Source organism: Kitasatospora sp. NPDC088160, from assembly GCF_044741445.1.
GTDB lineage: Bacteria > Actinomycetota > Actinomycetes > Streptomycetales > Streptomycetaceae > Kitasatospora.
Window position 1 is genome coordinate 45417 of sequence record NZ_JBIUSS010000014.1, and the last position, 23667, is coordinate 69083.

Genomic DNA, 23667 nt, shown 5'->3' on the forward strand with positions numbered 1-23667 from the left:
GAGCGAGGTCAGGCGCTCTTGCGGGTGTCCCGCGGGTGTACCGCGAGGTTCATTCCGCCGGAGCGGAGCACGGCCAGTCGCTCGGCCAGTACCTCCTCCAGTTCCTCACGGGTCCGGCGCTCCATCAGCATGTCCCAATGGGTACGCGTCGGCTTGACCTTCTTCTCTTCCGGCTCGTCGCCGTCGAGAAGTACCGCCTCCTGGCCACAGAAGCGGCATTCCCAGGCCTGGGGGATCTCCGCCTCGACCGAGAAAGGAACCTCGAATCGGTGTCCGTTCTGACATGCATACTCGACGGTCTGGCGGGGAGCCAGATCGATACCGCGGTCGGTCTCGTAGCTAGTGGCCCCGAGTCGCGTGCCGCGGAGAGCTCGCTCGCTCATGAATCGTGCCTCCCGGGCTTATGGCCCACAGGACTAGTGGTCGCTGTTCTTCGTCGTTCGGTCAACGCTCGGCTTCCGACGAAGATTCCCGTCCGGGGACATGCGTCGTCTGTCGTGCCGCCCCTGTTTGTACCCATCGGCGCCCGATTTGTCACATCTGGCCGTGGATATCACCCTAGGTGTCACCTATTTCACATCTGGTGATCGGTCGGCCTTTCCGGGACGAGCCTACCGGGGCGGGATTCGACGACCGCCGCCGCCCCCGCCCGACGTGGTCAGGAGATCGGGCGGGAACGGATCATCGGCTCGCCCTTGGCGAGGTCGACCGGGTGGGCCCGGGGGGCCGGATCGGCGGGCAGGACCACCGGCGGGCGCTCCGGCCGGGGCGGCAGGTCGGCGGCGGCCTCGGTGCGGGTGTCGCGGTGCGGCAGCAGGGCGATCACCGCGTCCCGCAGCTGGGCCGGGGCCTCCTCGTCCAGCGGGTCGACGGTGGCGGGCACCTGGAGCCGGACGGGGGTGCCGTTGCCGATCCGGGCGTAGCCGCGGCCGGCGGGGGCGTGCGCGGCGGGCACGATGTCCAGCGGCGCGCCGAGCACGGCGTGGCCCTCCTCGGGGCCGGCGGGGCCGAGTACGACCCGGGCCCGGGTGGTGGAGCGCACGGTCGAGGTGATCCGGCCCCTGGCCTCGACGTCGTCGGCGATCACCACGGTGACGCGGGCGGCGCGGCCGTGCCGCAGTGGCAGCTCCAGCAGGTCCTGCGGGTCCGGGCGGCCCTCGGCGTGGGCGAGCTCGCTCAGCTCGGTCGGGTGGTCCAGGAGCAGCCAGAGCGGGCGGGTGGCGTCCTCGGGGGGCGCGGTGCCGGCGTGCCGGGCGGCGTTCAGCGCGGCGAGCCGGCGCTCGGTCTCCTGCGCGGCCCACTCCAGCGCGGCCAGCGCGCCGTGCAGGCTGGTCTCCACGGTGTGCACGCCGGGCCGGTTGACCAGGCAGGCGTGCTCCCCGGTGCCCGCGCCGTCGACCACCACCAGGTCCCCGTACGGGAGCGCCTGGAGCGCGATCGAGCGGATCAGGCTGGAGGTGCCGTAGCCGGTGACGCCGAGCGCCAGCAGGTGCGGCTCGGCCGAGCGGGGGCCGGTGCGCCAGACGACCGGCGGCTGCTGGGCGATCGCGCCGCCCTGGGTGACCGGGATGGTCCGGGCGGTGCCGTCCTCGTCGGTGAAGCCGAGCACGATCTCGCCGGGGGCGGCCACGAAGCGCTGGGCGACGATGTCGGCGGGCAGCGGGGTGAGCGCGGCGATCCGCAGCCGGTTGGACTCCTCGTCCCAGTCGAAGCGGTACTCCCGGGCCCGGCCGGCCTTGCCCTGGACGACCTGCTCGATCCGGGCCCGCGCGGTCGGCTCGGTGTCGGTGAAGTACGCCGGGTAGCCGAGTTCCAGCCGGGAGAGCCGGCCCTCGTCGTCGAACTCCCAGGAGTCGAAGGCGTTCTTGTAGTGGCCCTCGTAGTGGTACAGCGGGTTGGCGTCCTCGGGGCCGCACAGGTACGGCGTGAGCGCCGCGTAGAGCGCGCCGAGCTTGATGTCGGCGACGTCCGGGGCGGGCGGGGCGGGTGCGGGCTTGGGGGCCCGGCCGGCCCAGGCGGAGCTGGCCATCAGGGCGATCAGGGCGAACAGCAGGCCGTGCGGCAGCAGGTAGACGCCGACCAGCATCGCGGCGGAGAGGAACAGCGTCGGGCCGCGGCGCTCCTTCGGGGTGGCGTTCCAGCGGTCCTTGGCCCAGCCCGCGTGGTGGCGCAGTCCGCGGCCGATCACGGAGAGCGGGGCGAACATGTCGGAGGCGTGGTCCCCGGCGGTTCGGGCGATCTCGCGGCCCTTGCTGAGATGGCGTTGGAGCGGCATTCCTTGACTCCCCGGGCGAGTGGGACGGGTCGGGTGGCGGGGGCGGAGCCGGTACGACGGGACCCGGGGCGGTGGGATCCGCGCCCGGGCCCGTGCGGGGGAGTGGCAGCGCCTGGAACGTGGACCGCTAGAACTTGAGGCCGCCGAGCAGGCTCGCCAGGCTGGCGCCGCCGGCGGTGATGCTCGGGGCGATCGAGGAACCGGCGACGTAGAAGCCGAAGAGGGCGCAGACGACGGCGTGGGAGACCTTCAGCCCGTCCCTGCGGAAGAACAGAAAGGCGATGGTGCCGAACAGGACGATGCCGGAAATCGAGAGGATCACGTTCTGCTCCTCGGGGAGGGGGACGGGGACCGTGTTACGGAAAGTGCGCTAATCGTGACAAAAAGTAATAGATGATGGAACGGTGCAAATGGGTGGTTTCCCGTTCAACGTCGCCCTGGAGTTCGGGCGAAGGCGGGCGGACCGGCCGGGGTGGGGCCGTGTCCCGCGCAGTTCCAGTGCGGCGAGGCATTCCCGCCGGGTGGGCGGGAGGTTTCCGGGGGGTCGGGGAAGTTCGCCCGGATGGCCGCCGTTCAAGGGCTGCCATCCGCCATCCGGACGCGCGCTGGCCCGGCCCGGCACCCGGCCGCTACGGTGCGGTACGCGCGGCTCCTCCAGCCGCACTCCGCCAGCGACACTCCTCCACCGTGGCTCTGCCGCCTGCGGAACCCGTAGAACCCGCAGAACCCGTAGGACCCGCAGAGCCCGCAGACCGGAAAGGCCGCCCGCCATGACCGACGCCGCCAGCCAGCAGCCCGCCGACGCCCCCGGCGCCCCCGACGCCGAGGTGATCGCCCTGGCCGGAAAGCTCTTCGACGCCGCCCGGGCCGGCGAGACCGACACCCTGGCCGCCTACGTGGACGCCGGCGCGCCCGCCGACCTCACCAACGACCGCGGCGACACCCTGCTCATGCTCGCCGCCTACCACGGCCACGCCGCCACCGTCGAAGCCCTGCTGGCGCGAGGCGCCGACCCGAACCGCGCCAACGACCGCGGCCAGACCCCGCTCGCCGGCGCCGTCTTCAAGGGCGCCGAGGACGTGCTGACCGTCCTGCTGGACGGCGGCGCCGACCCCGCCGCCGGCACCCCGAACGCCGTCGACACCGCACGGATGTTCGGCAAGAACGAGCTGGTCGCCCGTTTCGAGGCCCGCTGATCCAGGTCGTAGGCTCTTCCCTCATGAAGAGCACCACCATGGAGGCCGGAACCGTCGAGTTCCGCGTCACCGGCTACGCCCACCCCGACGCCCAGGCCCTGTCGGCGGAGGTGCAGCAGGAGTACGTCCGCCGCTACGGCGACCCCGACGAGACCGTGCTGCACCTCGATGACTTCGACTCGCCGGCCGGTCTGTTCCTGGTCGCCTACCTCGACGGCCGACCGGTCGCCTGCGGGGGCTGGCGGGCCAAGCAGGCCGGGCCGGACGGGCTGCGTGACGGCGACGTCGAGCTGAAGCGGATGTTCGTGGTCCCCGCCGCCCGCGGCCGTGGCCTGGCCCGGGCGGTGCTGCGCCGCCTGGAGCAGACCGCCGCCGAGGCCGGACGCACCCGCGTCATCCTGGAGACCGGCACCGAGCAGCCCGAGGCCGTGGCGCTGTACGGGTCCGAGGGGTACGCGGCGATCCGGAAGTTCGGCATCTACCGCGACCACCCGCAGAGCATCTGCCTCGGCAAGGAACTTCCCGCGGCGGCCTGACCGGCCCGCCCGCCGGGTAGGCTCACGACACCTCTGAGGGGGGACGATGAGCCAGCAACCGCCAGGAGCCGACCGGCTCCCCGCCCTGGCCGCGCCCGGTGGGGAGCTGGACCGGCTGGTCCGGGGCGGCGTGCGCACCGTCGGGGCCGGCGCCGTCTGGGCCGTCGGCGAGGCCTGGGGGACGCTCGGCGGCGGCGCGCACGGCGTGCTCGGGCAGGGCCCGTACGCCCGGCTCGCCCCCGGGCCGGACACCCGGTACGACCTCGCCAGCCTCACCAAGATCATCGCCCTCTGGCCCTGCGCCGGAGTGCTCCGGCAGGCCGGGCGGCTCCCGCTCGACGCACCGCTCGGCCACTGGTGGCCGCCCGCCTCCGGGCACCCCGCCGGTGCGGTGACGGTCCGTCAACTCCTCGCACACACCGCCGGAATGCTCCCTCGCACCGGATTCGAGCAGCTCTACGGGCCCGACCTCGCGGCGATCCGGGCCGGGGTGATCGCCGCCCCGCTGCACCGCGCCCCCGGTGCGGCCGTCGAGTACACCGACCGCGCCGCCGTCCTGCTCGGCTACCTCGTCGAGGACCTCGGCGGCGCGCCGCTGGACGAGCTCGCCACCCGCTGGATCTGGCGGCCGCTCGCCATGGCCGACACCCGGTACGGGCCGCTCGGCCCCGCCGACACCGCCCGCACCGCGCCCACCGAGTACGACCCGCGGGCCGGGATCCACCTGTGCGGCGTCGTCCACGACCCCTCGGCCCGGCTGCTCGGCGGCGTCTCCGGCAACGCCGGGGCCTTCTCCACCGCCCGCGACCTCGCCCGCTTCCTCACCGCGCTGCTCGCCCCGCCGCCCCAACTGCCTTGGGGCGAGGCCTGGATCGCCGAGTCGCTGCGCGAACAGACCGGCGGCCTCGCCCCCGCCCGCGGCCTGTCCTGGCTGTACGCCCCCGGCACCGACCCCGCCGAGGGCGTCTTCGTCCACTACGGCTTCACCGGCACCGGCATCTGGATCTCCCGGCGGCTCGGCCGCTGGGCGCTGCTGCTCACCAACAAGGTCCACTACGACCGCGGCATCCAGCCGCTCACCGACCTGCGCAACGCCTACCGGCGGGCGGTCTTCGGTTAGGGGCTCTCTTCCGGATCGCGCCGGGCGCGCGGCGTGATCCGAAAGAGAGCCCCTGGGTCCGTTCCTGCGTCGAGTACCCGATCGGGTGGATTAGGGCACGAACCGCCGGATCCGGCACGGGGGTTGCGGCAGAGTGGCCACCGGGACGGGGCACCGGCGGAGGAGGCGCGATGACGGACACCTGGCTCTCGGAACAGGACTGGCTGGCCGGACTGCTGCGCGCCTACGTCGGCTGCAGCGTGCTGCTCACCGGCGAAGGCGGCGACGTCCTGCTGCTGAAGGCCAGTTACCGCGCCCAGTGGCAGTTCCCCGGCGGTGGGATGGACCCGGGCGAGGGCCCCGCCGAATGCGCCGCCCGCGAACTGCGCGAGGAGACCGGGCTGGTGGTCGGCGAGCTGCGGCTGCTCGTCGTCGAGTGGCGCGATCCGATCCCCGGCCAGGGCGAACACGCCCACCCCGCCGTGCAGTTCATGTTCGACGGCGGAACGGTCCCGGCCGGCGCGACCATCCGGGTGCAGGCCGAGGAGATCGCCGAGTGCGGGTACTTCACCCCCGCCCGGGCGGCCGCACTGCTGCACCCCTGCGCGGCGCGCCGGCTCACCCGGGCCCTGGCGGCCCGGCGCACCGGCGCCACCGCGCTGCTGCACTCCACGGGATACGTAGGCTGACGATCCGTCAAATATGCCAGTCCGTCAGACCCGTCAGGCCAGCGTGCTCCAGTAGTACCAGAACCGATTGAGGATCAGCAGCGCGATCACCGCCGCCCACAGCACCGGCACCGCCCAGTGGTAGCGCGCCGCCTCCCGCACGACCGGCCGCAGCCGCGGGCCCACCGGGATCACCCCCGTCCGGAGGTTGTGCAGCGTCGTGTACCAGAACAGCACCACCACCGTCGCCCACACCACCATGCAGTACGGGCACAGCGCGCCGATCCGGTACAGCGCCTCGTCGATCAGCCAGTGCACGAACACCACCCCCAGCAGGGTGCCCGCGTGCAGGCCCAGCCAGAACCAGCGCCGGTACGCGGCACCGGCCAGCAGCCCCGCCCCAACCGCCGCCAGCGCGCCGAAGGCGGCCAGCCCGAGCAGCGGGTTCGGGAAACCGAAGACCTCCGCCTGCTCGGTGCGCATCACCGAACCGCAGCTGATCACCGGATTGAGGTTGCAACTGGGGACGTAGGACGGGTTCTCCAGGATGCGGAGCTTGTCGAAGGTCAGGACGGCCGAGGCGGCCAGCCCGATCAGCCCGCCGAGGAACAGCAGCAGTGAGAACGTCCGGCCCGCGCCGACCGGCGCACGGCCGGGGGCGCCGGGGGCGGGAGGGGAGGGGTGCACAGAGGTAGCGGCGGACATGGCAGCACACTCCGGTGGCTGGGAGGAGCCGGCCCGGCCGGGGTTCGGCCGGGCCGGTGGTGCCGTGCTTACTTCAGGCCGGCGGCCTGCTTCACCTGGGCGGTGAACTGCTCCGGCGTCACCGTGGACTGGCCGCTGAACAGCGTGATCGGCTTGCCGTCCACCTTGACCGTCGGGGTGCCCGTCACCCCGCTGCCGTTGAACGCGTCCGCGACCTTCGCCGCCCACGGCGCGTACGTCTTGTCGGTGACGGCCTTCACGAAGGCGTCCGTCTTCAGCCCGGGCACCTGGCCGGCCAGGTCGAGGATGTGGTTGACGTTGCCGAAGTCGTCCTTCCGCTCGTCGGGCTGGTTGGCGTACAGCACGTCGTGGAACTGCTTGAACTTGTCCACGCCCTCGTTCAGCGCGGCCCCCGCGGCGGCCAGCGCGGTGCGCGAGCCCTTGCCGCCGAGGGCGTTGTCCAGGAACGCCGCCAGGTGGAACTCCACCTTGACCGAGCCGTCCTCGGTCAGCTTCTTGACCGCCTCGCCGTTCGCCGCCTCGAAGTGCTTGCAGACCGGGCAGCGGAAGTCCTCGTACACCTCCATGGTGTGCGGGGCGTCGGCCTTGCCGTAGGTGATCACCGTGCCGTCCGGGCCGGAGGCGTTCGCCGGGACGACCAGCTCCGTCGGCGCGGCCGCATCGGCGGCCGCCTTCGAGTCCTTCTTGCCGGACGCCGAGTTGATCGCGACCGCCGCTCCGCCCGCGAGGGCGAGCACCGCGACGGCGGACACCACCACGACGATCCGCTGACGGCGCTTCGAGGCCGCCTGCTCGATGCGCTGCGCCTCCTGGATCCGCTCACGGGCACTGATGCGCTTGGCCTGCTGCTTGCTGGGGGTCTGAGCCATGGAAGGTCAACTCCTGTACGCGGCGCGCGGATGCGCGCGGGAAACCGCACCGGGTGCGGCGGGATCGAGTGAACGCGGGAGTTGTGCGCGCTGCCTGCGGACGAACGTGCGCGGCGGCCCCAAAAGGCCTCGGGAAGGCCTCGGGCGGGTCAGCAGGCAGGCGCGAGAACCGGCGGACCACGCCGGGGAGCCGGGCTCAGCACCACGTCCTCGCGGCGCGGCCGCACGCGGTCCGACACCGGCAGCGGCACCCGCAGCACCGGCCGAACCGGAGCCGGGAGCAGCAGCAGGACCAGGGCGCGCAACGGGCGGGCCAGCGACTGGCGCAGCGCGCGCAGCGACCGGGCCAGGCCCGACAGGGCCGCGTCGCCCAGCCGCAGCCAGGCAGCGGCGGCCAGTGCGATCACCAGGTGCACCAGCAGGAGCAGCACCTGGGTCGCCGCCGGGGCCAGCGGCCCCACGTGGCCCAGCGGACCGGCCAGCAGCGACCCGTCCACCGAACCGCCGCCACACACCAGCAGGTTCACGCCGCGCGCGGGCACGTGCTCGGACAGGATCGGCCCACAGCCGGCCTGCCCCAGGTTGAACGTCGTGTTGAGCAGCAGCTCGACCGGCACCAGCACACCGGAGATGTGCAGCAGCCGCCGCTCCCCGCCGGCCAGCGCGGCCGCGACCAGGAAGACGACGGCGGTCGCGGTCGCCACCAGCGAGAGCGGCAGCGGGCGACCCGTGATGACCACCTGGCCCAGCGCGGACAGCGGCACGGCGAGCGCGGTGAACACCGCGGCCCGCAGGGCCCTGATCGCATGGGTGGAGGTCGTCACGTCCCGGAGTATGCCACGACGCTTACATCCGGCACGAGGGCGCGTACCCGGGGAGTGGAAGCGTTGTCCGCCGGAGGCCGTTCGTTCACCCGCCTGACGCGCGCTCAGCCGGGATCGCTTCGCTGTTCGTGCGGGTCGGCGTCCTGTGCGCCGCGCGGTCGTCCCGGGCCTGCTCGTCCCCGCCCGGGCCTGCTCGTCCCCATCGCGGTCCTGGTCGTCATGGGGCCCCGGGGCCCGTAGCCTGGAATGCGTTCCCGGTGACCCCGATGAGGGGGTGAGCGCTCATGGCGCGACCCGCCACCACGGTGGGGCAGGTGCTGCTGGACCGCCTCGGCGCCCAGGCGGCGGTGCTGGCCGGCCTCGACGACGCCGTCCGGGCGGACGAACCGGACGCGGTGCACCGGATGCGGGTCGCCTGCCGGCGGCTGCGCAGCGCCCTGCGGACCTTCCGGCGGCTGTTCGCCCCCGGGGCCACCGACCACCTGGTCGCCGAACTGCGCTGGCTCGCAGCCGCCCTCGGCCGCGCCCGGGACGGCGAGGTGCTCGCCGAGCGGCTGGCCGCCCAGGCCCGGGCACTGCCCGCCGTCTGCCGGCCGGAGCGGGTCGCGGCGGAGCTGGAGCGGTGGGGGCGGGCCGAGTACCGGCAGGCCTGGCCCGAGGTGCTCGCGGCCCTCGACAGCCCGCGCCGCCGCGCCCTCGCCGACGCCCTCGCCACCCTCCTCGCCGACCCCCCGCTGCGCCGCCGGGCCGGCCGTGACGCCGTCCCCGAGCTGGCCCGGATCGCCGAGCGCGAGCAGCACCGCACCGGCGAGCGCGTCCGGGCGGCCCTCGACGCCGGGGCCGGGCCCGCCGAGCAGCGCGACCGCGCCCTGCACGAGGCCCGCAAGGCCGCCAAACGCGCCCGCTACGCCGGCGAGACCGCCGCCCCGGCGGTCGGCGCGGCCGCCGAGCGGTACACGGACCGGATGAAGGCCGTCCAGGAACTGCTGGGCGAGCACCAGGACGCGGTGATCGCCGCCGACACCCTCGCCGGGCAGGCCGCCGACAGCGGCGAGCCCTTCGGCCTCGGGGCGCTCTACGCCCGCCAGCTCACCGCCGCCGAGACGGCCCGGGCCAGGCTGCCCCAGGTGTGGGACCGGGCGGCGGGGCGCAAGCTGCCGCGGTTCGGCTAGGGCGAACCTAGGTCGGCGCCGCGTGGGCCGGGGCCGCGTCGTGGGCGGCGACGAAGGCGTGGCGGGCGCGGCTGCCGGGTGGGGCGAGGCAGACGAAGACGTACCGGCCCTCCTCGGGCAGGGCGAGCACCGTGTAGTCCAGGACGTCGGTGTCCAGTGCCGGGTGGCGGATGTGGAGCCGGCCGGGGCCGGGCGGGCCGGCCCGGTGGCGATCCCACAGCGCGGCGAAGGCCGGGCTGTCCGAGGACATCCGGCGGACCAGGCGGGTGAGCCCGCGGTCCCCCGGGCGGTCCGCGTGGTGGGCGCGCAGCGAGGCGACGAGGTCCGCGCCGATCGAGCCGGTGGCCGCGAAGTTGCCCTGTGAGCGGTCCCCGTACGGGCAGCAGAACACCTGCCAGAGCAGGTTGCGCTCGTGGGGCGGGCGCCGTTCCGGCCAGGCCATCAGCAGGCCGGCCGGGCGGTTCCAGGCGAGGAGTTCGAAGGTCGGGCCGGTGACGAAGGCGGGCGCGGCGTCCAGGGTGTCCAGCAGCGCCAGGGTGGTGGCGGAGACGGCCGGCGGCTCGGGCGGTGCCCCGGCCGGTGCGCGGTGCCGGGCGGCCAGCCGGTGCAGGTAGGCGCGCTCCGCCCCGGCCAGTTGCAGGGCCTCGGCGATGCCGTCGAGGACCGGGCCGGTGGGCACCCGCTGGCGGCCCTGCTCCAGCCGGGCGTAGTAGTCGGCGGAGATGCCCGCACGGGCCGCCACCTCCTCGCGGCGCAGCCCGGGCGTCCGGCGGCGCCCGGCCGGGGGCAGGCCCGCCTCGGCGGGCGCGAGGCGGGCGCGGCGGGCGCGCAGGAACGCGCCCAGCGGGGTCTCGGGCATGCGGTCACGCTGCCACAGCCGGGCGGGGTTAGCCAGGACCTGGCCGTCCCTGGTCGGCCCGTCCCCGGTCGGCCGGTCCCTGGTCGGCCCGTCCCCGGGAAGGGCTGGCCGCTGGTGGTCCGGGCGGGGCTCCGGGAGGCTCGCCGCATGGGACTTCTCGACGACAAGGTCACGATCGTCACCGGCGCCGGGCGCGGCATCGGCGCGGCCGCCGCCCGGCTGTTCGCCCGGGAGGGCGCGCTGCTGGTGCTGGCCGCCCGCTCCGGCGCCGAGGTGGAGGCGCTGGCCGCCGAGCTGCGGGCCGGCGGGGCCCGGGCGGTGGCCGTCGTCGCCGACCTGACCGCCGCGGAGGGCGCCGAGCGGACGGTCGAGGCGGCGCTCACGACGTACGGCCGGCTGGACGCGGCCTTCGACAACGCGGGCTCCGGCCTGTCGCCGGCCCCGCTCGCCGAGCGCACCGAGGCCGAGTGGGACGACACCCACGCGCTCAACCTGCGCGGCAGCTGGCTCTGCCTGCGGGCCCAGCTGCGGGCGATGGCGGCGGGCGGTCGGGGCGGCGCCGTGGTGCTCAACTCCGGGGTGGGCGCGCTGGTCGGCGGCTTCGGGGACGGCGTCCAGCAGGCTGCCAAGCACGGCCTGACCGGCCTGGTGAAGGCGGCCACCGCCGACTACGCCCGACACGGCATCCGGGTCAACGCCGTCGCGCCCGGCGTGGTGCGGACGCCCTCGACGGAGCAGTTCTTCGCGTCCGGCCCGGAGTTCGACGCCCTGGTGGTCCGCTCGACCCCGCTGGGCCGGGCGGGCTCGGACACCGAGATCGCGGAGGCGGCGGCCTGGCTGCTGAGCGACCGGGCGTCGTACGTGGCCGGGGTGACCCTGCCGGTGGACGGCGGGATCACCGCGACCCGGCGGTTCGACTGAGTGCGGGCCCGGCCGGTTCGGGGAAGACCCGGTCGGTCGGGGCGGGCCCGGCGGCACCGTACGGGGGTCGGTGCCGCCGGGCCTACTCCGGCGCCGGTTCCAGCCCGGCCGACCGGGCGGCGGTGCGGAGCAGGGCGCGGAGCATGGGGGTGGTGAGGCGGCCGGTGTTGGTGTTGCGCGGGCTCACGTGGTAGCAGCCGTACAGCTGGAGGGCGGGGCCGCCGTCGGTGGCGGGAAGGACGGCCAGGGCGCCGTGACCGAAGGCGGGTCGGGGCCGGGGGACCTGCCAGCCGGCCTGCGCGAGGGCGGGCAGGAGGGCCTGCCAGGCGAAGCCGCCGAGGGCGACGACGGTTCGTACGGTGGGGCGCAGCAACTGGAGTTCGCGGGTGATCCAGGGGCGGCAGGTGTCGCGTTCGGCGGTGCTGGGCTTGTTGTCGGGCGGGGCGCAGCGGACCGGGTCGGTGATGCGGACGCCGTGCAGGCGCAGGCCGTCGCCGTACCGGACGGACTCGGGGCGGTTGGCGAGTCCGAGGTCGTGGAGCGCCGCGTAGAGCAGGTCGCCGGAGGGGTCGCCGGTGAAGATCCGGCCGGTGCGGTTGGCGCCGTGGGCGGCGGGGGCGAGGCCGACCAGGACGAGCGGGGCGTCGGGCGGGCCGAAGCCGGGGATCGGGCGGGCCCAGTAGTCCCAGTCCAGGTAGGCGCGGCGCTTGGTGCGGGCGGTCTCCTCGCGCCACTGGACCAGGCGAGGGCAGGCCCGGCAGTCGGTGACGACGCGGTCCAGTGCGGTGAGCGAGGTGGCGCGGGCGGCGGCCTCGGCGGGGTGGCGGGGGTGGCCGGGGTCGTCGGCGGCGGACTGCGGCATGGCCACGATCCTACGGTCCGTCTCTGGCCCCGCATCGGCCCTGCGCCGGCCTGCCCGGGCAGGCGTAGCGTGGAATCAGCTGCTCCGGCGGCCCCCGGCTGGGCCGGGTCGGCGACGGCCGGGGCTGGCTGGTGCGCGAGGAGGCCTCGCCGAGGCCGCAAGGAGGCCGCGATGATCGTCGATGCGGTGCTGGGTGCCATCGGGGGGCTGGTCGGGCTGGGGGCGATCTGGGCGGGCCTGAGCGTCCGGGTCGTCCAGCAGTTCCAGAAAGGAGTGGTGTTCCGCTTCGGCCGGGTGCGCAGGGAGGTGCGCGAGCCCGGGCTGGTGGCGCTGCTGCCGATCGCGGACAAGTTGCGCAAGGTGAACGTGCAGATCGTGACGATGCCGATCCCGGCGCAGGAGGGCATCACCCGGGACAACGTGACCGTCCGGGTGGACGCGGTGGTGTACTTCCGGGTCGAGGACCCGGTGAGGGCGACCGTCAACGTGCAGGACTACCAGTTCGCGATCTCCCAGGTGGCGCAGACCTCGCTGCGCTCGATCATCGGCAAGAGCGAGCTGGACGACCTGCTGGCCAACCGCGAACCGATCAACCAGGGGCTGGAGTTGATGATCGACAGCCCGGCGCTGGGCTGGGGCATCCAGATCGACCGGGTGGAGATCAAGGACGTCGCGCTGCCGGAGTCGATGAAGCGCTCGATCGCGCGGCAGGCGGAGGCCGAGCGGGAGCGGCGGGCGCGGATCATCACGGCGGACGGTGAGTACCAGGCCTCGGCCCGGTTGTCGGAGGCGGCGGCGGTGATGAGCGCGACCCCGGCGGCGCTCCAACTGCGGCTGCTCCAGACGGTGGTGGAGGTGGCGGCGGAGAAGAACTCGACGCTGGTGCTGCCCTTCCCGGTGGAGCTGCTGCGCTTCCTGGACAGCGCGACGGACAACCAGCAGCGGGCCGCGGTGAATGCCGCGGCGGCAGCGGCGAAGGCCGCCGAACGGGCCGCCGTGGAGCGGGAGGAGGCGGCGAACGCGGAGGTCGAGCAGGACCGGTCGCAGCACGAACTCCCGCCACCGGAGGAATTGTTGGACCAGTCGCCGCTTCCGGGCGCGGACGCGCCGGGCGGGCGCGCGGAGCCGGACCAGGCGGCCTGAACGGTGCCCGGTGGCGGCCTCCGCGGGCCCGGACCAGGATGGACAGGGGGGCGGAAGCCAGGCCAGGAGGCGGGACCATGACCAGAGCCAGCGACATCATGCACCCGGGCGCGGAGTGCATCCGCGAGCACGAGACGCTCGCCGCCGCCGCCCGGATCATGCGGGAACGGCACGTCGGCGCGCTGCCCATCTGCGGGGAGGACGACAAACTGCTGGGCATCGTGACCGACCGCGACATCGTGCTGCGCTGTGTCGCCGAGGGCCGGGACCCGGCCGGGGTGACGGCGGGCGAGCTGGCCCTGGGCCGGCCGATGACGGTGGAGGCGGACGAGGACGCGGAGCAGGTCCTACGGGTGATGGAGCAGTACCGGGTGCGCCGGCTGCCGGTGATCAACCACCCGGAGCACAAGCTGGTCGGGATGATCAGCGAGGCGGACATCGCGCGCGGGCTGCCGCAGGCCCGGGTCGCGGAGTTCGTGTCGGCGGTCTGCGCAGAGGAGGCGCCCACGGAGGAGGCGGCCAAGGCCGGGGCCTGACGGCGCCGGGGTCTGACGGCGGCGGCGGATCGGGCCGGGGGGCGGTACCGGCCGTGGTGGATCAGGGCTATGGCGGATCAGGGCCGTTGCGATCAGTCAGGGCATCGTCCGGCCAGTGTGTCGAGGTGGCGGCGCAGCACGGAGCGCAGTTCGCCCGGGCCGACCAGGTCGGGGTGCTGGACGGCCTGGAGGGTGAGGCCGTCGAGCAGGGCGGAGAGGCGGCGGGTCTCGACGGCGAGGTCGAGGCCGGGCGCCAGGGCGCCGGCGCGCTCGGCCTCCGCCAGGACGCGGTGGATCAGCTCGTCCAGTCCGGCCTGCAACTCGGCGGCGCGGGAGCGGAGTTCGGGGCGGGTTCGGGCGGCGGTGACGAAGGACAGCCAGAGCGCGGACTCCTCCCGGCGCTCGGCGTCCAGGGGGAGGGTTTCGGCGAGGAGTTCCTCGACCTGTGCGCGGCGGTCGGTGCCGCCCTCCGGGTCGAGCAGGATGCGGGCGCGGGTGCGGATCCGGCTGTCGATGCGGTGGGCCAGCTCCTGCATCGCGAAGATCATCAGTTCGGAGCTGCCGGCGAAGTAGTGCCGGACGCCCGGCCGGTCCAGCTGTCGATCGGTGTGGGCTTCCTCGGCGAGGCCCTGGCGGTCGGCTGCCGGGTGCTCGTCGCGGGTCTTCCCTTCGCGCCCGAGCGGCGGGGTTCGCGCCCCTCGCTCGGTGTGGATCGAATCAGGCGGTAACTTTTGTTGTCGTGTGATGGTTCGTTAACTATGGTTGTCGAATGACATCGATCGAGATCACCCCCGAGGAGCGGTCCGAACTGGCCAGGGCGCTCGGTGACGCCCTGAACCCCCTCGCCACGGCCGTGCGCTCGCGCGAGACCGGGCTGCCCGGGGACCGGATGTGGAACGCGGACCCGGCCGAGGTCGCGCTCACCGTCCTCGCCGCCTGGAAGGTGGTGGACGCGGAGGTCAAGCGGCTGACCGCGATCGCGGCGGCGACCGCGGGTTCCTACGGCGCGAGCTACGAGCAACTGGGCGCGGCCTGGGGCATCACCCGGCAGGGCGCCCGGAAGAAGTGGCCGGAGGCCCGCCCGGCGGCGCCGCCGGGCGGGCTCGAACTGTTCGGCGGCACCGCCGAGTTGGAGCAGGATGCGGAATCCGGCGGCTGGCGCTGGGTGGGCGTCGGCGCCGACGGTGTGCGCGGCGCGGCCGACCGCGGCTACCCGACGAAGGAGGAGGCCGCGGCCCGCGCCGGGGCCTTCCTCGGCGAGCACGCCGCGCCCTAATCGCGCTCCCGAAGCGCCCGGGCGATCAGTTCCGCCAGGTGCAGGGCCTGGCGGCCCTGGGCGAGTTGGGCGATCTGGGTGCGGCAGCTGAAGCCGTCGGCCAGGACCACCGTGTCGGGGGCGGCGGCCCGGACTTCGGGGAGCAGGACGCGCTCGGCGATCGCCTCGGACACCTCGAAGTGGCCCCGCTCGAAGCCGAAGTTGCCGGCCAGGCCGCAGCAGCCGGAGTCCAGCACCCGGTTGTGCAGGCCGAGTCGGTCCTCGATCCGGCGGTCGGCGGCGCTGCCGAGGACGGCGTGCTGGTGGCAGTGGGTCTGGGTGACGGTGTCCAGCGGGACCTGGGGGAGCGGGGTGTCGGGGGCGTACTGGTCGAGGAACTCGGCGAAGGTGCGGGTGCGTTCGGCGAGCGGGCGGCCGTCCGGGCCGAGCAGCCGGGGCAGGTCCTCGCGCAGGGCGGCGGTGCAGCTCGGGTCCATCCCGACCACCGGGGTGTCGGCGGGCAGCCCGGCGCCGGCCAGCGTCCGCAGGCTGCGCCGCAGCACCCGTCGGGCGGTGCCGAGTTGGCCGGTGGAGTACCAGGTCAGGCCGCAGCAGACCGGGCCGGCGGGCAGCCGTACGTCGAAGCCCAGGTGCTCCAGCACCTCGACGGCGGAGCGCAGCACGTTCGGCTGGAGGTGGTCGGAGAAGGTGTCCGGCCACAGCAGCACCGGCCGTGCCCCCGCCGGGGCCGGGTGCGCGGCGCGGTGGCGGCGGTACCAGCGGGTGAAGGTCTCCGGCGGGAGGACCGGCAGCACCCGGCGCCGGTCGATCCCGCCGAGCCGCTTGAGCAGCCCGGCGGCCGGGGAGCGGGCGAGGGTGTTGGCGGCGCCGGGGGCGAGGGCGGCGGCCCGCAGCCAGAGCGGCAGCCAGCCCATCGAGTAGTGGGCGAGCGGGCGCGGGCGGTGCCGGTAGTGCTGGTGCAGGAACTCGGCCTTGTAGGTCGCCATGTCGACATGGACCGGGCAGTCGCTCGCGCAGCCCTTGCAGCTCAGGCAGAGGTCCAGGGCCTCCCGGACCTCCGTCGAGCGCCAGCCGTCGGCGATCGCCGCGCCGCCCTGGCGGCCGGGAGGTGCTGCCATGCCGCGCAGCATCTCGGCCAGTAGCCGGGCCCGGCCCCGGGTGGAGTGCCGCTCCTCGCCGGTGGCCATGTAGCTGGGGCACATCACCCCGGTGTTCGGGTCCACGCACTTGGCGACGCCGACGCAGCGGTGCACGGCCTTGGCCAGGCTGCCGCCGTCCTGCTCGTACGGGAGGGCGAGCGGCAGCGGGCGGCGCGGGGCGGTGACGAAGCGCAGGTCGGCGTCGAGCGGGCGCGGGTCGACCATGGTCCCCGGGTTGAGCAGGTGCTCGGGATCCCAGATCCGTTTGAACTCGCCGAACAGGGCGATCACGTCGGGCGGGTACATCCGGGGCAGCAGTTCGCCGCGGGCCTGCCCGTCGCCGTGCTCGCCGGAGAGCGAACCGCCGTAGGAGACCACCAGGTCGGCGGCCTGCTCCAGGAACTCCCGGAAGACCAGTACCCCGGCGGGCTCGTCCAGCGGGAAGTCGATCCGCAGGTGCACGCAGCCGTCGCCGAAGTGCCCGTACGGCACGCCGCGCAGGCTGTGCCGGCGCAGCAGGGCGCGCAGGTCCCGCAGGTAGTCGCCGAGGCGCTCGGGCGGGACGGCGGAGTCCTCCCAGCCGGGCCAGGCCTCGCCGCCGCCGGGCAGCCGGGTGACGATGCCGGCGCCCGCCTCCCGGACGGCCCAGAGCTGGCGCTGTTCGGCCGGGTCGGTGACGAGGGCGACGGAGGCGGAGCGCTCGCGGCGCACCGCGTCGGCGAGCCGGCGGGCGGCCTGGTAGGCCTCGACCGGGGTGGCGCCGCCGGTCTCCAGGAAGAGCCAGCACTCGCCCGCGGGCAGCCGGTCCAGTGCGGGCGGGCGGGGGCCGGCGGCGAGCAGTGCGGCGATCAGGTCGGCGGACATGCCCTCGGCGGTGAGCGGCCCGAGCGGCAGCAGCGCGGGGACGGCGTCGGCGGCGGCGCCCTCGTCGGGGTAGCCGGCCACCACCAGGGCGCGCGCGGGCGGCTCCTCGACCAGCCGGACGGTCGCGCCGAGCAGCAGCGCGCAGGTGCCCTCGGTGCCGGTGAGCGCGCGGGCCAGGTCGTGGCCGTGCTCGGGCAGCAGGGCGTCCAGCGGGTAGCCGGAGGTGCGGCGGGGCAGCGCGGGCAGGCCCTGGCGGATGGTGGCGAGGTTGCGGTCGGTGAACTCCTGGAGCTGCCGGTGGAGTTCACCGGGCCGCCCGGGCAGGGTGCGGAGCGCGGCGCGCTCCTGCGGGGTGAGCCGGCCGCCCACGGTCAGCTCGGTGCCGTCCGCGAGCAGCAGGTCCAGCCGCTCGACGTTGTCCGAGGTGCGCCCCCAGGCGAGCGAGTGCGAGCCGCAGGAGTCGTTGCCGATCATGCCGCCGAGGGTGCAGCGGCTGTGCGTGGACGGGTCGGGGCCGAAGCGCAGCCCGTACGGCCGGGCGGCGCGCTGGAGGTCGTCCAGCACGGTGCCCGGCTGGACCCGGGCGGTGCGGGCCTGCGGGTCGACGTCCAGGACGGCGCCGAGGTGGCGGCGGAAGTCCAGCACCACCGCGCCCGGGCCGATCGCCTGCCCGCCGATGCTGGTGCCCGCCCCGCGCGGCACCACCGGCACGCCGTACCGGCGGCAGAGCGCGAGGGCGGTGCGGACGTCGTCGAGGTCCGCGGGTTTGACCACGCCGAGCGGCAGCTGCCGGTAGTTGGACGCGTCGTGGCTGTAGACGGTCCGCTCGGCGGTGCCGAAGCGGACCTCCCCGCGCAGCACGGCGGCCAGTTCGCGGGCCAGCTCGGCCCTGGGGGCTGCGGACGGACGGCTCACCAGGGACCTCCGGGCGGGTGCGGCGACGGCTCCGGCCGATCATGGCAGCCGCGCGCCCGCAGGGGTACCGGCCACGGCCGGGGTACCGCCGATGGGGTGTCGGCGGGCGGCCGCCCGGCTAGGGCCTAGGCCCCGCCGCCTGCGGAGGCGGGGCCGCACACGTCCGGAGTCCGGTCACCGCCGCCCGGTGAGCGTGCCGCGGGCGATGTGGGAGAGCTTGGCCATCTCGAACGCCGGGTAGGCGCCGCCGGCCAGCAGCGAGAACTTGATCCCCTCGCGGCCGCCCGGCCGCCGGTGGCCGGGCGGCTGGAAGCGCCGGTGGTGCTCGGCGGCCCGGTGGAAGAACTGCGGCCGCTCGGCGCGGGTGACGCACCCGGCCAGGTCGAAGACGAACAGGTAGTGCCGGATCATCCGGACGAACAGCGCGTCCCGCACCGCGTACAGGTGCGGCTGGTCCTCCAGCAGCGCGAAGCTGCGCTCGTACTGGTCGAAGAGGTCGAACACGCCGCTGCCCGGGGAGCCGGTGGGGTGGACGGTCTCCCGGCGGCGCAGCTGCACGCACTCGCGCGCCAGCACGGCGACGCGGCGGGCGCCGAGCAGCGCCGCGTGCACCACCGGGATCTCCTCGTACCGGCCGTCGGGGAAGGCCAGCCGCAGCTCCTCCCAGTGGCCGCGGCGGATCAGCCGGTCCCAGACCAGCGGCGGCGCGCCGAACAGCGCGGGCTGGTCGAAGGGCTCGAACACCTCGGGGCCGGTTTCGGCGAGCAGCGACTCCGCCCCGCCCGGCCAGTCCCGGTCGTTGTGCCGGCGGGAGTGGCCGAACAGCAGCAGGTCCACCGGGCCGGTCTGCCCGAGCCGGTCGGCGAGGGTCCGCAGCGCGTCCTGGGGCAGTTGGTGGTCGGCGTCCAGGAACAGCAGGTACTCGCCGGCCGCCCGCGCCGCCCCCGCGTTCCGGCTCACCCCGACCCCGACCGCCGCGTTGAGGTGCAGGACCGACAGCCGCGGGTGCCGGGCCGCGTACGCGTCGACGAGCTCGCCCGCGGCGTCGGGGGAGCGGTCGGCGACCACGATCACCTCGACGTCCTGGAGGGACTGCGCGAGCAGCGAGTCCAGGCAGTCCGCGAGCTGTTCGTGCTGGTCGTAGGCGGGGAGCACGACGCTGATGAGGGGTGAGGGCATGACGCCGGAGCGTAAGAGGACGCGCTGACCGTGGCAAAGCCCTGACGGTGCGTAATACCGATCAATCCCCGCCAAATCGTACGACCGTACGCCATATCTTCACGCGGCCTGCCGGACGCGTCCACGACAGCCGGAACGCGCCGGGGCCCGCGACGCGTGGTGCGTCGCGGGCCCGGGGGTCGAGGCTTGGCAGCCTCGATTCAGTACCAGTGGTGGTTCTGCCAGAACGACCAGGCGGCGCAGGGGCTGCCGTAGCGGGAGTTCATGTAGTCCAGGCCCCACTTGATCTGGGTGGCCGGGTTGGTGCGCCAGTCGGAGCCGGCCGAGGCCATCTTGCTGCCGGGCAGCGCCTGCACCAGGCCGTACGCGCCGGAGGAGGCGTTGACGGCGAGGTGGTTCCAGCTGCTCTCGCGGGACACGATGTTGCTGAAGCACTGGAGCTGGCCGGCCGGGACGAGCTGTGCGGCGATCTGCTGCGGGCTGCCGGTGAGGGCCGGGGCGCTGGTGAGGTTCTGGCGCGCCTGGGAGCGGGAGGCGGCGGCGTCCGCGTCGGCCTTGGCCTTGGCGTCCGCCTGGGCCTTCGCGTCGGCCTCGGCCTGGGCCTGGGCGGCGGACTCCGCCTCGGCCTGGGCCTGCGCCTGGGCTTCCTGGGCGGCCTGGTCGGCGGCGGCAGCGGCAGCGGTGTCAGCCTGGGCCTGGTCGGCGGCCGCCTTGTCGTCCACCGTGACGGCGGCCGCGGGGGCGGCGGCCTCGGTGGTGCTCCCGGTCTGCGGGAGGGCGAGGGCGGCGGTGGCGGCGCTCGCGACGACGAGGGTGGCGATGCCGGTGATCAGGGAGTTGCGGCGGGCATGGCTGAGCTGCATGAAGCGGACAATCCTTTTCCGTCGGGGGCCGTGCCGGTGGCACCGGGTGCGGGGCATCGCACGGGCGTCCGGGTGAGCGGGGCCCGCGCGGCCGTCCGGGACGGCCGTGGTGCCCCGGCGGAAGTGGCGGGGCGGGTCGGCTGCGCGGCGGACGGGGCCGGCTGCGCTGCCTGGCGACGGGCCATTCTTGGCAGGGCCGGGGACGGGTGGCAAAGGCAGTTGCCACTACGGCGGGTAGTAGCCGCAGGGTGGGCGTGGCGAGACGCGGTGATGATTTTGGGGGAATTTGTCCGACTTGCGTATTTGTAGGTCGGAGGCTGGTGGCGCGGGCGGAATGTGCGGGTGCGAGGTGTGGTGGCCTGCGTTCTTCGAGGTGTTCCGGGCGGCCCGACGCGGGACGGGAGCCCGTGCCGGATGGTCGGCCAACGCCCTGGCCGCAGCCATCCACTATCGGGGGCCGTAGACGGCGAACCCCGTGTGGGCGGCCTCACATGTCCGGACGGCCGGGATCGGCGCAGGGTGACCGGCCGGTCACCGCCTCAGGAGGTCGCGTGCGGGCTTCCGGCGGCGGGCCGGGAGGCCGGCTCCGGCTCCTGCTCGTCCGCCGGGGCCGCGTCGTGGACCGGGTCGAGGGCGAGGTCGCGGGCCAGGTCCCGGGCCAGCAGGGTGGCGCCCGCGACGGCCCCCGGCATGGCGAGCACCGTCACCAGCGGAACCAGGAACGCCAGGATCAGCGGCGTGCCGAAGCCCAGCGCCAGCCCGAGCCGGGCGCGCAGCAGCCGGATCCGCTCGCGCTGCGGCACCCCGCGCCGCTGGAGGGCGACGGCGGCGAGCTCGACGGTCAGGAAGAAGCCGGACACCAGGAAACCCAGAGCCGGCACCACCGTCTGCCCGATCACCGGGATGAAGCCGCAGGCGAACAGCACCACGCCGAACGCGGCCACCCGCACCAGGACATAGGCGCTGTCCCGTACCGCGATCACCAGTTCGCGCCACAGTGACGACTCCGGCGGGGCGGGCGCACCGCCCTCGGTCTCGTCGACCTTCGCGGACAGCGCCTCGTAGAAGGGCTGGCCGACCAGCAGGGTGACGGCGGTGAAGGTGAGCAGCGAGAGCAGCAGGCCGCCGCCGAAGGCGATCGCGGCGAGCGCGTCGCGCAGCAGGCCCTGCCAGGGCGAGCTCCAGCGGTCGGCGAACGGGGTGGCCCAGTCGGCGAGGTCCTTCGACCAGCCGCCGAGGAAGACGAGCGCGACGGCGTAGCCGGCCAGGGTGAGCAGCGCGGGCAGCATGCCGAAGCCCCACCAGCGGCCGTGCCGGCCCACCCACTTCTGGCCCCCGACCAGGTACTTCATCCCCGCCACAAGATCTCGCATGGGCGATCACCTTAGGGGTTCCTCCTCCGGAACCCCGCATTGCCGTGTTCCTGCCAGTTTCGACCGGCAGGGCCGGGCCCCTCCTGTCGTGACGCCTGCGGGGCCACCCTCGGTGCTCCCCGACCTGTCGATGGAGGAGCCTGATGAAGCGTCAATTCGGAAGATTCATCGTGCTGTTGGCCACCCTGGTGCTCGGCGCCGGCGCGCTCGTGCTGCCCGCCGCCGCCTCGCCCGCACCCTCGGCGCCCTCGCCGGGCGTGGTCGGCGGCACGCGGGCGGCGCAGGGCGAGTTCCCGTTCGTGGTGCGGCTCTCGATGGGCTGCGGCGGCGCGCTCTACACCCCGCAGATCGTGCTCACCGCCGCCCACTGCGTCAACGGCACCGGCGCCGACACCAGCATCACCGCGACCGCCGGCGCGGTCGACCTGCGCAGCGGCAGCGCGGTCAAGGTCCGCTCGTCGTACGTGTACCAGGCGCCCGGCTTCTCCGGGGCGGAGAGCGGCGACGACTGGGCGCTGATCAAGCTGGCCTCGCCGGTCGGCGGCAGCCAGGTGAGCACGCTGCCGACCACCGACTCCACCGCCTACGACAGCGGCACCTTCACCATCATGGGCTGGGGCGCCGCGACCGAGGGCGGCGCGCAGCAACGCTACCTGCTCAAGGCCACCGTGCCGTTCGTCGACGACGCCGCCTGCGCCAACGCCTACCCGGGCCTGAACAGCGCGGCCTCACTCTGCGCGGGCTACGTCGACCAGGGAGGCGTCGACACCTGCCAGGGCGACTCCGGCGGGCCGATGGTCCACCGGGACGCGGCCGGCCGCTGGGTCCAGGTCGGCATCGTCAGCTGGGGCAGCGGCTGCGCCCGGCCCGGCTACCCGGGCGTCTACACCAAGGTCAGCACCTACGCGGCCGACATCGCCACGGCGGCGGCCGGGCTCTGACGCCGACCGCCGGAGAGCCGAAGAACCGGAGAACCGGAGAACCGGAGAACCGGAGCGCCCGGGGGATCCCCACCGGGCGCTCCGGCGCGTCCGCCGTCAGCGGTCCGTGGTCAGCCGTCCGTGGTCAGCCGTCCGCCGGGGGCCGGTGCGCCGTCGAACCGCCCAGCCAGGCCCGGGCCCGGCGCCGCTCGTAGGCGATCCGGCCGGTGGCGTCCGGCGGTAACCGGGAGAGGACGGCGGCCGCGGCCTCGTGGCGCCCGGCCCGGGCGTACGCCCCGGCGAGGCGGCCGGCGACCAGTGCGTGGTCGTGCGGGTGGGCGGCCTGGTCCAGGCGCCCCAGGGCGGCGCCCAGGTGGGCCACCGCCGCGTGCGCGTGGGCGGTGTGGCCGGTGCGGACGGCGAGGTCCCGGTGGCAGGTGCCGTGGGCGACGCCCAGCACCAGGGCGGCCCGGGCGGCCCCGGGCGCCGGCTCGCCGGCCCGCAGGGCGGCCTCGGTCAGCCGTTCGGCGTCCGCCAGGGCCCGCCACGTCTCGGGCGCCGCGCCGGCCAGTGCGTGGGCGTGCGCCTGGGCGAGGGCGGCCCAGGCGCGAAGGCCGGGCAGGGTGCGGGCGGTGGCGTGGGCGGCCTCGGCCAGGGCGAGGGCGGTGGCCGGGTCGCCGCTCCACCAGTGCAGGGTGCTCTGCCGGGCGAGCAGGGCGGCCGCGGTCGGCTGGTCGTCGGCGGCGCGGGCCCACTCCAGCCCGGCCGCGTACCAGCCGAGCGCGCGGGTGCGGCGGTCCCCCTCGAAGTGGGCCCAGCCTGCGAGTTCGGCGTAGCGGGCGGCGAGCGAGCGGACGGCGGGGGCGGTTTCGCGCGGGGCGGCGTGCTGCCAGGCGGCCAGGGTGCGGGCGTGGTGTTCGAGGACGGTGGCCAGCTGTTCGCCGCCGGTGTGGGTGGCGGCCGCGCGGTAGACGTCGAGCAGGTGGCCGAGCACGGCGAAGGTGGCGGCGTCCGGTCGGCCCGTCGGGGGCCCTGTGCCGCTCTCGCCGAGGGGTGGCAGGGCGGGGGCGGCGAGTTCGCCGAGGTGCTCCCGCTCCTGCCGGACGGGTTGCCAGAGGGCGGCCAACTCGCCTCCGGTGAGCAGGAGTTCGTCGGCCCGGGCGGGGAGTCCCGGCGGTGGCCAGCGGCGGGCGTTCTCCACTCGGCTGATCAGTGAGTTGTGGTAGCCGAGCAGGCGGCCGAGTTCGGCCTGGCTGAGTCCGCGGGCCTCGCGCCAGTGGCGCAGCCGGTGGCCGAAGCGCAGGCGCGCGGACGCGGGGGCGGGGAGGGGTGGCAAGGGGTCTCCCGGGGGGTGGGGGAGCGCTCGTGGGGGAGCGCCATGCCCAGGTATCCCCTTTGACGTGCCATTGTCAAACTGTGGGTCGCATCCCTCGAACGGCACCGGGCCCGGGA

General features: G+C 75.1%; 24 protein-coding genes. 10 read left to right on the forward strand and 14 right to left on the reverse strand.

Annotated elements, in window-relative coordinates:
- Positions 1–8: 8 nt before the first annotated feature.
- The 3 genes from ACIOGZ_RS22580 to ACIOGZ_RS22590 all read right to left on the reverse strand — a co-directional run bounded on the left by ACIOGZ_RS22580 (position 9) and on the right by ACIOGZ_RS22590 (position 2597).
- Positions 9–383, reverse strand: coding sequence for an RNA polymerase-binding protein RbpA (locus tag ACIOGZ_RS22580; RefSeq protein ID WP_030306127.1), 375 nt, complete (start codon positions 381–383; stop codon positions 9–11).
- 275 nt (positions 384–658) lie between these two features.
- Positions 659–2275: a hypothetical protein gene (locus ACIOGZ_RS22585; protein ID WP_400986950.1), complete on the reverse strand. Its 1617-nt coding sequence runs from the start codon at positions 2273–2275 to the stop codon at positions 659–661.
- Between the two features lie 127 nt (positions 2276–2402).
- Positions 2403–2597 (reverse strand): hypothetical protein, encoded by a 195-nt coding sequence (locus tag ACIOGZ_RS22590; protein ID WP_063346460.1) that lies wholly within the window; start codon positions 2595–2597, stop codon positions 2403–2405.
- A 448-nt stretch (positions 2598–3045) separates the two neighbouring features.
- On the opposite strand from ACIOGZ_RS22590, the gene ACIOGZ_RS22595 reads away from it, so the two are divergent.
- The 4 genes from ACIOGZ_RS22595 to ACIOGZ_RS22610 all read left to right on the forward strand — a co-directional run bounded on the left by ACIOGZ_RS22595 (position 3046) and on the right by ACIOGZ_RS22610 (position 5795).
- A complete protein-coding gene (locus ACIOGZ_RS22595) occupies positions 3046–3471 on the forward strand; it encodes an ankyrin repeat domain-containing protein (protein ID WP_363581694.1) in 426 nt (141 codons plus the stop codon).
- A 23-nt stretch (positions 3472–3494) separates the two neighbouring features.
- Positions 3495–4007, forward strand: coding sequence for a GNAT family N-acetyltransferase (locus ACIOGZ_RS22600; RefSeq protein WP_363581696.1), 513 nt, complete (start codon positions 3495–3497; stop codon positions 4005–4007).
- A 46-nt stretch (positions 4008–4053) separates the two neighbouring features.
- Entirely contained in the window at positions 4054–5127 is a 1074-nt protein-coding gene (locus ACIOGZ_RS22605; RefSeq protein ID WP_400986952.1) for a serine hydrolase domain-containing protein, read from the forward strand.
- Between the two features lie 170 nt (positions 5128–5297).
- The gene (locus ACIOGZ_RS22610; RefSeq protein WP_400986954.1) at positions 5298–5795 is read left to right on the forward strand and encodes an NUDIX domain-containing protein; all 498 of its coding nucleotides are present in this window, start codon (positions 5298–5300) and stop codon (positions 5793–5795) included.
- A 33-nt stretch (positions 5796–5828) separates the two neighbouring features.
- Here the strand turns inward: ACIOGZ_RS22610 and ACIOGZ_RS22615 are convergent, their stop codons facing one another.
- The 3 genes from ACIOGZ_RS22615 to ACIOGZ_RS22625 all read right to left on the reverse strand — a co-directional run bounded on the left by ACIOGZ_RS22615 (position 5829) and on the right by ACIOGZ_RS22625 (position 8193).
- Positions 5829–6479, reverse strand: a complete 651-nt coding sequence (locus tag ACIOGZ_RS22615) for a vitamin K epoxide reductase family protein (protein ID WP_400986955.1) — start codon at positions 6477–6479, stop codon at positions 5829–5831.
- Between the two features lie 68 nt (positions 6480–6547).
- The gene (locus ACIOGZ_RS22620) at positions 6548–7369 is read right to left on the reverse strand and encodes a thioredoxin domain-containing protein (RefSeq protein WP_363581704.1); all 822 of its coding nucleotides are present in this window, start codon (positions 7367–7369) and stop codon (positions 6548–6550) included.
- Positions 7370–7518: 149 nt separating this feature from the next.
- Positions 7519–8193 (reverse strand): hypothetical protein, encoded by a 675-nt coding sequence (locus tag ACIOGZ_RS22625; RefSeq protein ID WP_400986957.1) that lies wholly within the window; start codon positions 8191–8193, stop codon positions 7519–7521.
- Positions 8194–8477: 284 nt separating this feature from the next.
- Between ACIOGZ_RS22625 and ACIOGZ_RS22630 the strand changes: the two genes are divergently transcribed.
- Positions 8478–9365, forward strand: coding sequence for a CHAD domain-containing protein (locus ACIOGZ_RS22630; protein ID WP_363581706.1), 888 nt, complete (start codon positions 8478–8480; stop codon positions 9363–9365).
- Between the two features lie 7 nt (positions 9366–9372).
- Here the strand turns inward: ACIOGZ_RS22630 and ACIOGZ_RS22635 are convergent, their stop codons facing one another.
- Positions 9373–10224, reverse strand: coding sequence for a helix-turn-helix transcriptional regulator (locus tag ACIOGZ_RS22635; RefSeq protein ID WP_363581708.1), 852 nt, complete (start codon positions 10222–10224; stop codon positions 9373–9375).
- Between the two features lie 147 nt (positions 10225–10371).
- Here ACIOGZ_RS22635 and ACIOGZ_RS22640 point away from each other — a divergent pair, with 147 nt between their 5' ends.
- Positions 10372–11145 carry an SDR family NAD(P)-dependent oxidoreductase gene (locus ACIOGZ_RS22640; RefSeq protein ID WP_400986959.1) on the forward strand — a complete coding sequence of 258 codons (774 nt, stop codon included), beginning with the start codon at positions 10372–10374 and terminating at the stop codon, positions 11143–11145.
- An 82-nt stretch (positions 11146–11227) separates the two neighbouring features.
- Here ACIOGZ_RS22640 and ACIOGZ_RS22645 read toward each other — a convergent pair whose 3' ends face one another.
- Entirely contained in the window at positions 11228–12007 is a 780-nt protein-coding gene (locus ACIOGZ_RS22645) for a uracil-DNA glycosylase (protein WP_363581712.1), read from the reverse strand.
- A gap of 171 nt (positions 12008–12178) precedes the next feature.
- Here ACIOGZ_RS22645 and ACIOGZ_RS22650 point away from each other — a divergent pair, with 171 nt between their 5' ends.
- Both ACIOGZ_RS22650 and ACIOGZ_RS22655 read left to right on the forward strand, forming a co-directional pair.
- Positions 12179–13150, forward strand: a complete 972-nt coding sequence (locus ACIOGZ_RS22650) for an SPFH domain-containing protein (protein ID WP_400986961.1) — start codon at positions 12179–12181, stop codon at positions 13148–13150.
- 77 nt (positions 13151–13227) lie between these two features.
- Complete coding sequence (locus ACIOGZ_RS22655; RefSeq protein WP_363369659.1) at positions 13228–13686, forward strand: CBS domain-containing protein; 459 nt, start codon at positions 13228–13230, stop codon at positions 13684–13686.
- A gap of 92 nt (positions 13687–13778) precedes the next feature.
- Here ACIOGZ_RS22655 and ACIOGZ_RS22660 read toward each other — a convergent pair whose 3' ends face one another.
- Positions 13779–14222: a TetR family transcriptional regulator C-terminal domain-containing protein gene (locus ACIOGZ_RS22660; RefSeq protein WP_400986963.1), complete on the reverse strand. Its 444-nt coding sequence runs from the start codon at positions 14220–14222 to the stop codon at positions 13779–13781.
- A gap of 233 nt (positions 14223–14455) precedes the next feature.
- Here ACIOGZ_RS22660 and ACIOGZ_RS22665 point away from each other — a divergent pair, with 233 nt between their 5' ends.
- Complete coding sequence (locus ACIOGZ_RS22665; RefSeq protein WP_400986964.1) at positions 14456–14962, forward strand: hypothetical protein; 507 nt, start codon at positions 14456–14458, stop codon at positions 14960–14962.
- On the opposite strand, the gene ACIOGZ_RS22670 is transcribed toward ACIOGZ_RS22665, so the two are convergent.
- The 4 genes from ACIOGZ_RS22670 to ACIOGZ_RS22685 all read right to left on the reverse strand — a co-directional run bounded on the left by ACIOGZ_RS22670 (position 14959) and on the right by ACIOGZ_RS22685 (position 21295).
- Positions 14959–17880 carry an FAD-binding and (Fe-S)-binding domain-containing protein gene (locus ACIOGZ_RS22670; protein ID WP_400986965.1) on the reverse strand — a complete coding sequence of 974 codons (2922 nt, stop codon included), beginning with the start codon at positions 17878–17880 and terminating at the stop codon, positions 14959–14961. The genes ACIOGZ_RS22665 and ACIOGZ_RS22670 overlap by 4 nt on opposite strands.
- 174 nt (positions 17881–18054) lie before the next feature.
- Positions 18055–19059, reverse strand: coding sequence for a glycosyltransferase family 2 protein (locus ACIOGZ_RS22675; RefSeq protein ID WP_363623655.1), 1005 nt, complete (start codon positions 19057–19059; stop codon positions 18055–18057).
- 200 nt (positions 19060–19259) lie between these two features.
- Positions 19260–19922 (reverse strand): lytic transglycosylase domain-containing protein, encoded by a 663-nt coding sequence (locus ACIOGZ_RS22680; RefSeq protein ID WP_363628242.1) that lies wholly within the window; start codon positions 19920–19922, stop codon positions 19260–19262.
- Between the two features lie 539 nt (positions 19923–20461).
- Positions 20462–21295 carry an EI24 domain-containing protein gene (locus tag ACIOGZ_RS22685; protein WP_400986967.1) on the reverse strand — a complete coding sequence of 278 codons (834 nt, stop codon included), beginning with the start codon at positions 21293–21295 and terminating at the stop codon, positions 20462–20464.
- 143 nt (positions 21296–21438) lie between these two features.
- Here ACIOGZ_RS22685 and ACIOGZ_RS22690 point away from each other — a divergent pair, with 143 nt between their 5' ends.
- Entirely contained in the window at positions 21439–22236 is a 798-nt protein-coding gene (locus ACIOGZ_RS22690) for a serine protease (protein WP_400803174.1), read from the forward strand.
- 124 nt (positions 22237–22360) lie between these two features.
- On the opposite strand, the gene ACIOGZ_RS22695 is transcribed toward ACIOGZ_RS22690, so the two are convergent.
- Positions 22361–23551 carry a helix-turn-helix transcriptional regulator gene (locus ACIOGZ_RS22695; protein ID WP_363628246.1) on the reverse strand — a complete coding sequence of 397 codons (1191 nt, stop codon included), beginning with the start codon at positions 23549–23551 and terminating at the stop codon, positions 22361–22363.
- Positions 23552–23667 lie beyond the last annotated feature (116 nt).

Excerpts from the sequence above, each read along its gene's own strand:
- ACIOGZ_RS22605 (WP_400986952.1), top strand. The coding sequence starts at position 4,054 with ATGAGCCAGCAACCGCCAGGAGCCGACCGGCTCCCCGCCCTGGCCGCG.
- ACIOGZ_RS22620 (WP_363581704.1), bottom strand. The coding sequence starts at position 7,369 with ATGGCTCAGACCCCCAGCAAGCAGCAGGCCAAGCGCATCAGTGCCCGT.
- ACIOGZ_RS22645 (WP_363581712.1), bottom strand. The coding sequence starts at position 12,007 with ATGCCGCAGTCCGCCGCCGACGACCCCGGCCACCCCCGCCACCCCGCC.
- ACIOGZ_RS22675 (WP_363623655.1), bottom strand. The coding sequence starts at position 19,059 with ATGCCCTCACCCCTCATCAGCGTCGTGCTCCCCGCCTACGACCAGCAC.
- ACIOGZ_RS22660 (WP_400986963.1), bottom strand. The coding sequence starts at position 14,222 with ATGCAGGAGCTGGCCCACCGCATCGACAGCCGGATCCGCACCCGCGCC.
- ACIOGZ_RS22690 (WP_400803174.1), top strand. The coding sequence starts at position 21,439 with ATGAAGCGTCAATTCGGAAGATTCATCGTGCTGTTGGCCACCCTGGTG.
- ACIOGZ_RS22595 (WP_363581694.1), top strand. The coding sequence starts at position 3,046 with ATGACCGACGCCGCCAGCCAGCAGCCCGCCGACGCCCCCGGCGCCCCC.
- ACIOGZ_RS22600 (WP_363581696.1), top strand. The coding sequence starts at position 3,495 with ATGAAGAGCACCACCATGGAGGCCGGAACCGTCGAGTTCCGCGTCACC.
- ACIOGZ_RS22640 (WP_400986959.1), top strand. The coding sequence starts at position 10,372 with ATGGGACTTCTCGACGACAAGGTCACGATCGTCACCGGCGCCGGGCGC.
- ACIOGZ_RS22585 (WP_400986950.1), bottom strand. The coding sequence starts at position 2,275 with ATGCCGCTCCAACGCCATCTCAGCAAGGGCCGCGAGATCGCCCGAACC.
- ACIOGZ_RS22610 (WP_400986954.1), top strand. The coding sequence starts at position 5,298 with ATGACGGACACCTGGCTCTCGGAACAGGACTGGCTGGCCGGACTGCTG.
- ACIOGZ_RS22685 (WP_400986967.1), bottom strand. The coding sequence starts at position 21,295 with ATGCGAGATCTTGTGGCGGGGATGAAGTACCTGGTCGGGGGCCAGAAG.
- ACIOGZ_RS22635 (WP_363581708.1), bottom strand. The coding sequence starts at position 10,224 with ATGCCCGAGACCCCGCTGGGCGCGTTCCTGCGCGCCCGCCGCGCCCGC.
- ACIOGZ_RS22680 (WP_363628242.1), bottom strand. The coding sequence starts at position 19,922 with ATGCAGCTCAGCCATGCCCGCCGCAACTCCCTGATCACCGGCATCGCC.
- ACIOGZ_RS22615 (WP_400986955.1), bottom strand. The coding sequence starts at position 6,479 with ATGTCCGCCGCTACCTCTGTGCACCCCTCCCCTCCCGCCCCCGGCGCC.
- ACIOGZ_RS22665 (WP_400986964.1), top strand. The coding sequence starts at position 14,456 with ATGACATCGATCGAGATCACCCCCGAGGAGCGGTCCGAACTGGCCAGG.
- ACIOGZ_RS22630 (WP_363581706.1), top strand. The coding sequence starts at position 8,478 with ATGGCGCGACCCGCCACCACGGTGGGGCAGGTGCTGCTGGACCGCCTC.
- ACIOGZ_RS22650 (WP_400986961.1), top strand. The coding sequence starts at position 12,179 with ATGATCGTCGATGCGGTGCTGGGTGCCATCGGGGGGCTGGTCGGGCTG.
- ACIOGZ_RS22655 (WP_363369659.1), top strand. The coding sequence starts at position 13,228 with ATGACCAGAGCCAGCGACATCATGCACCCGGGCGCGGAGTGCATCCGC.
- ACIOGZ_RS22580 (WP_030306127.1), bottom strand. The coding sequence starts at position 383 with ATGAGCGAGCGAGCTCTCCGCGGCACGCGACTCGGGGCCACTAGCTAC.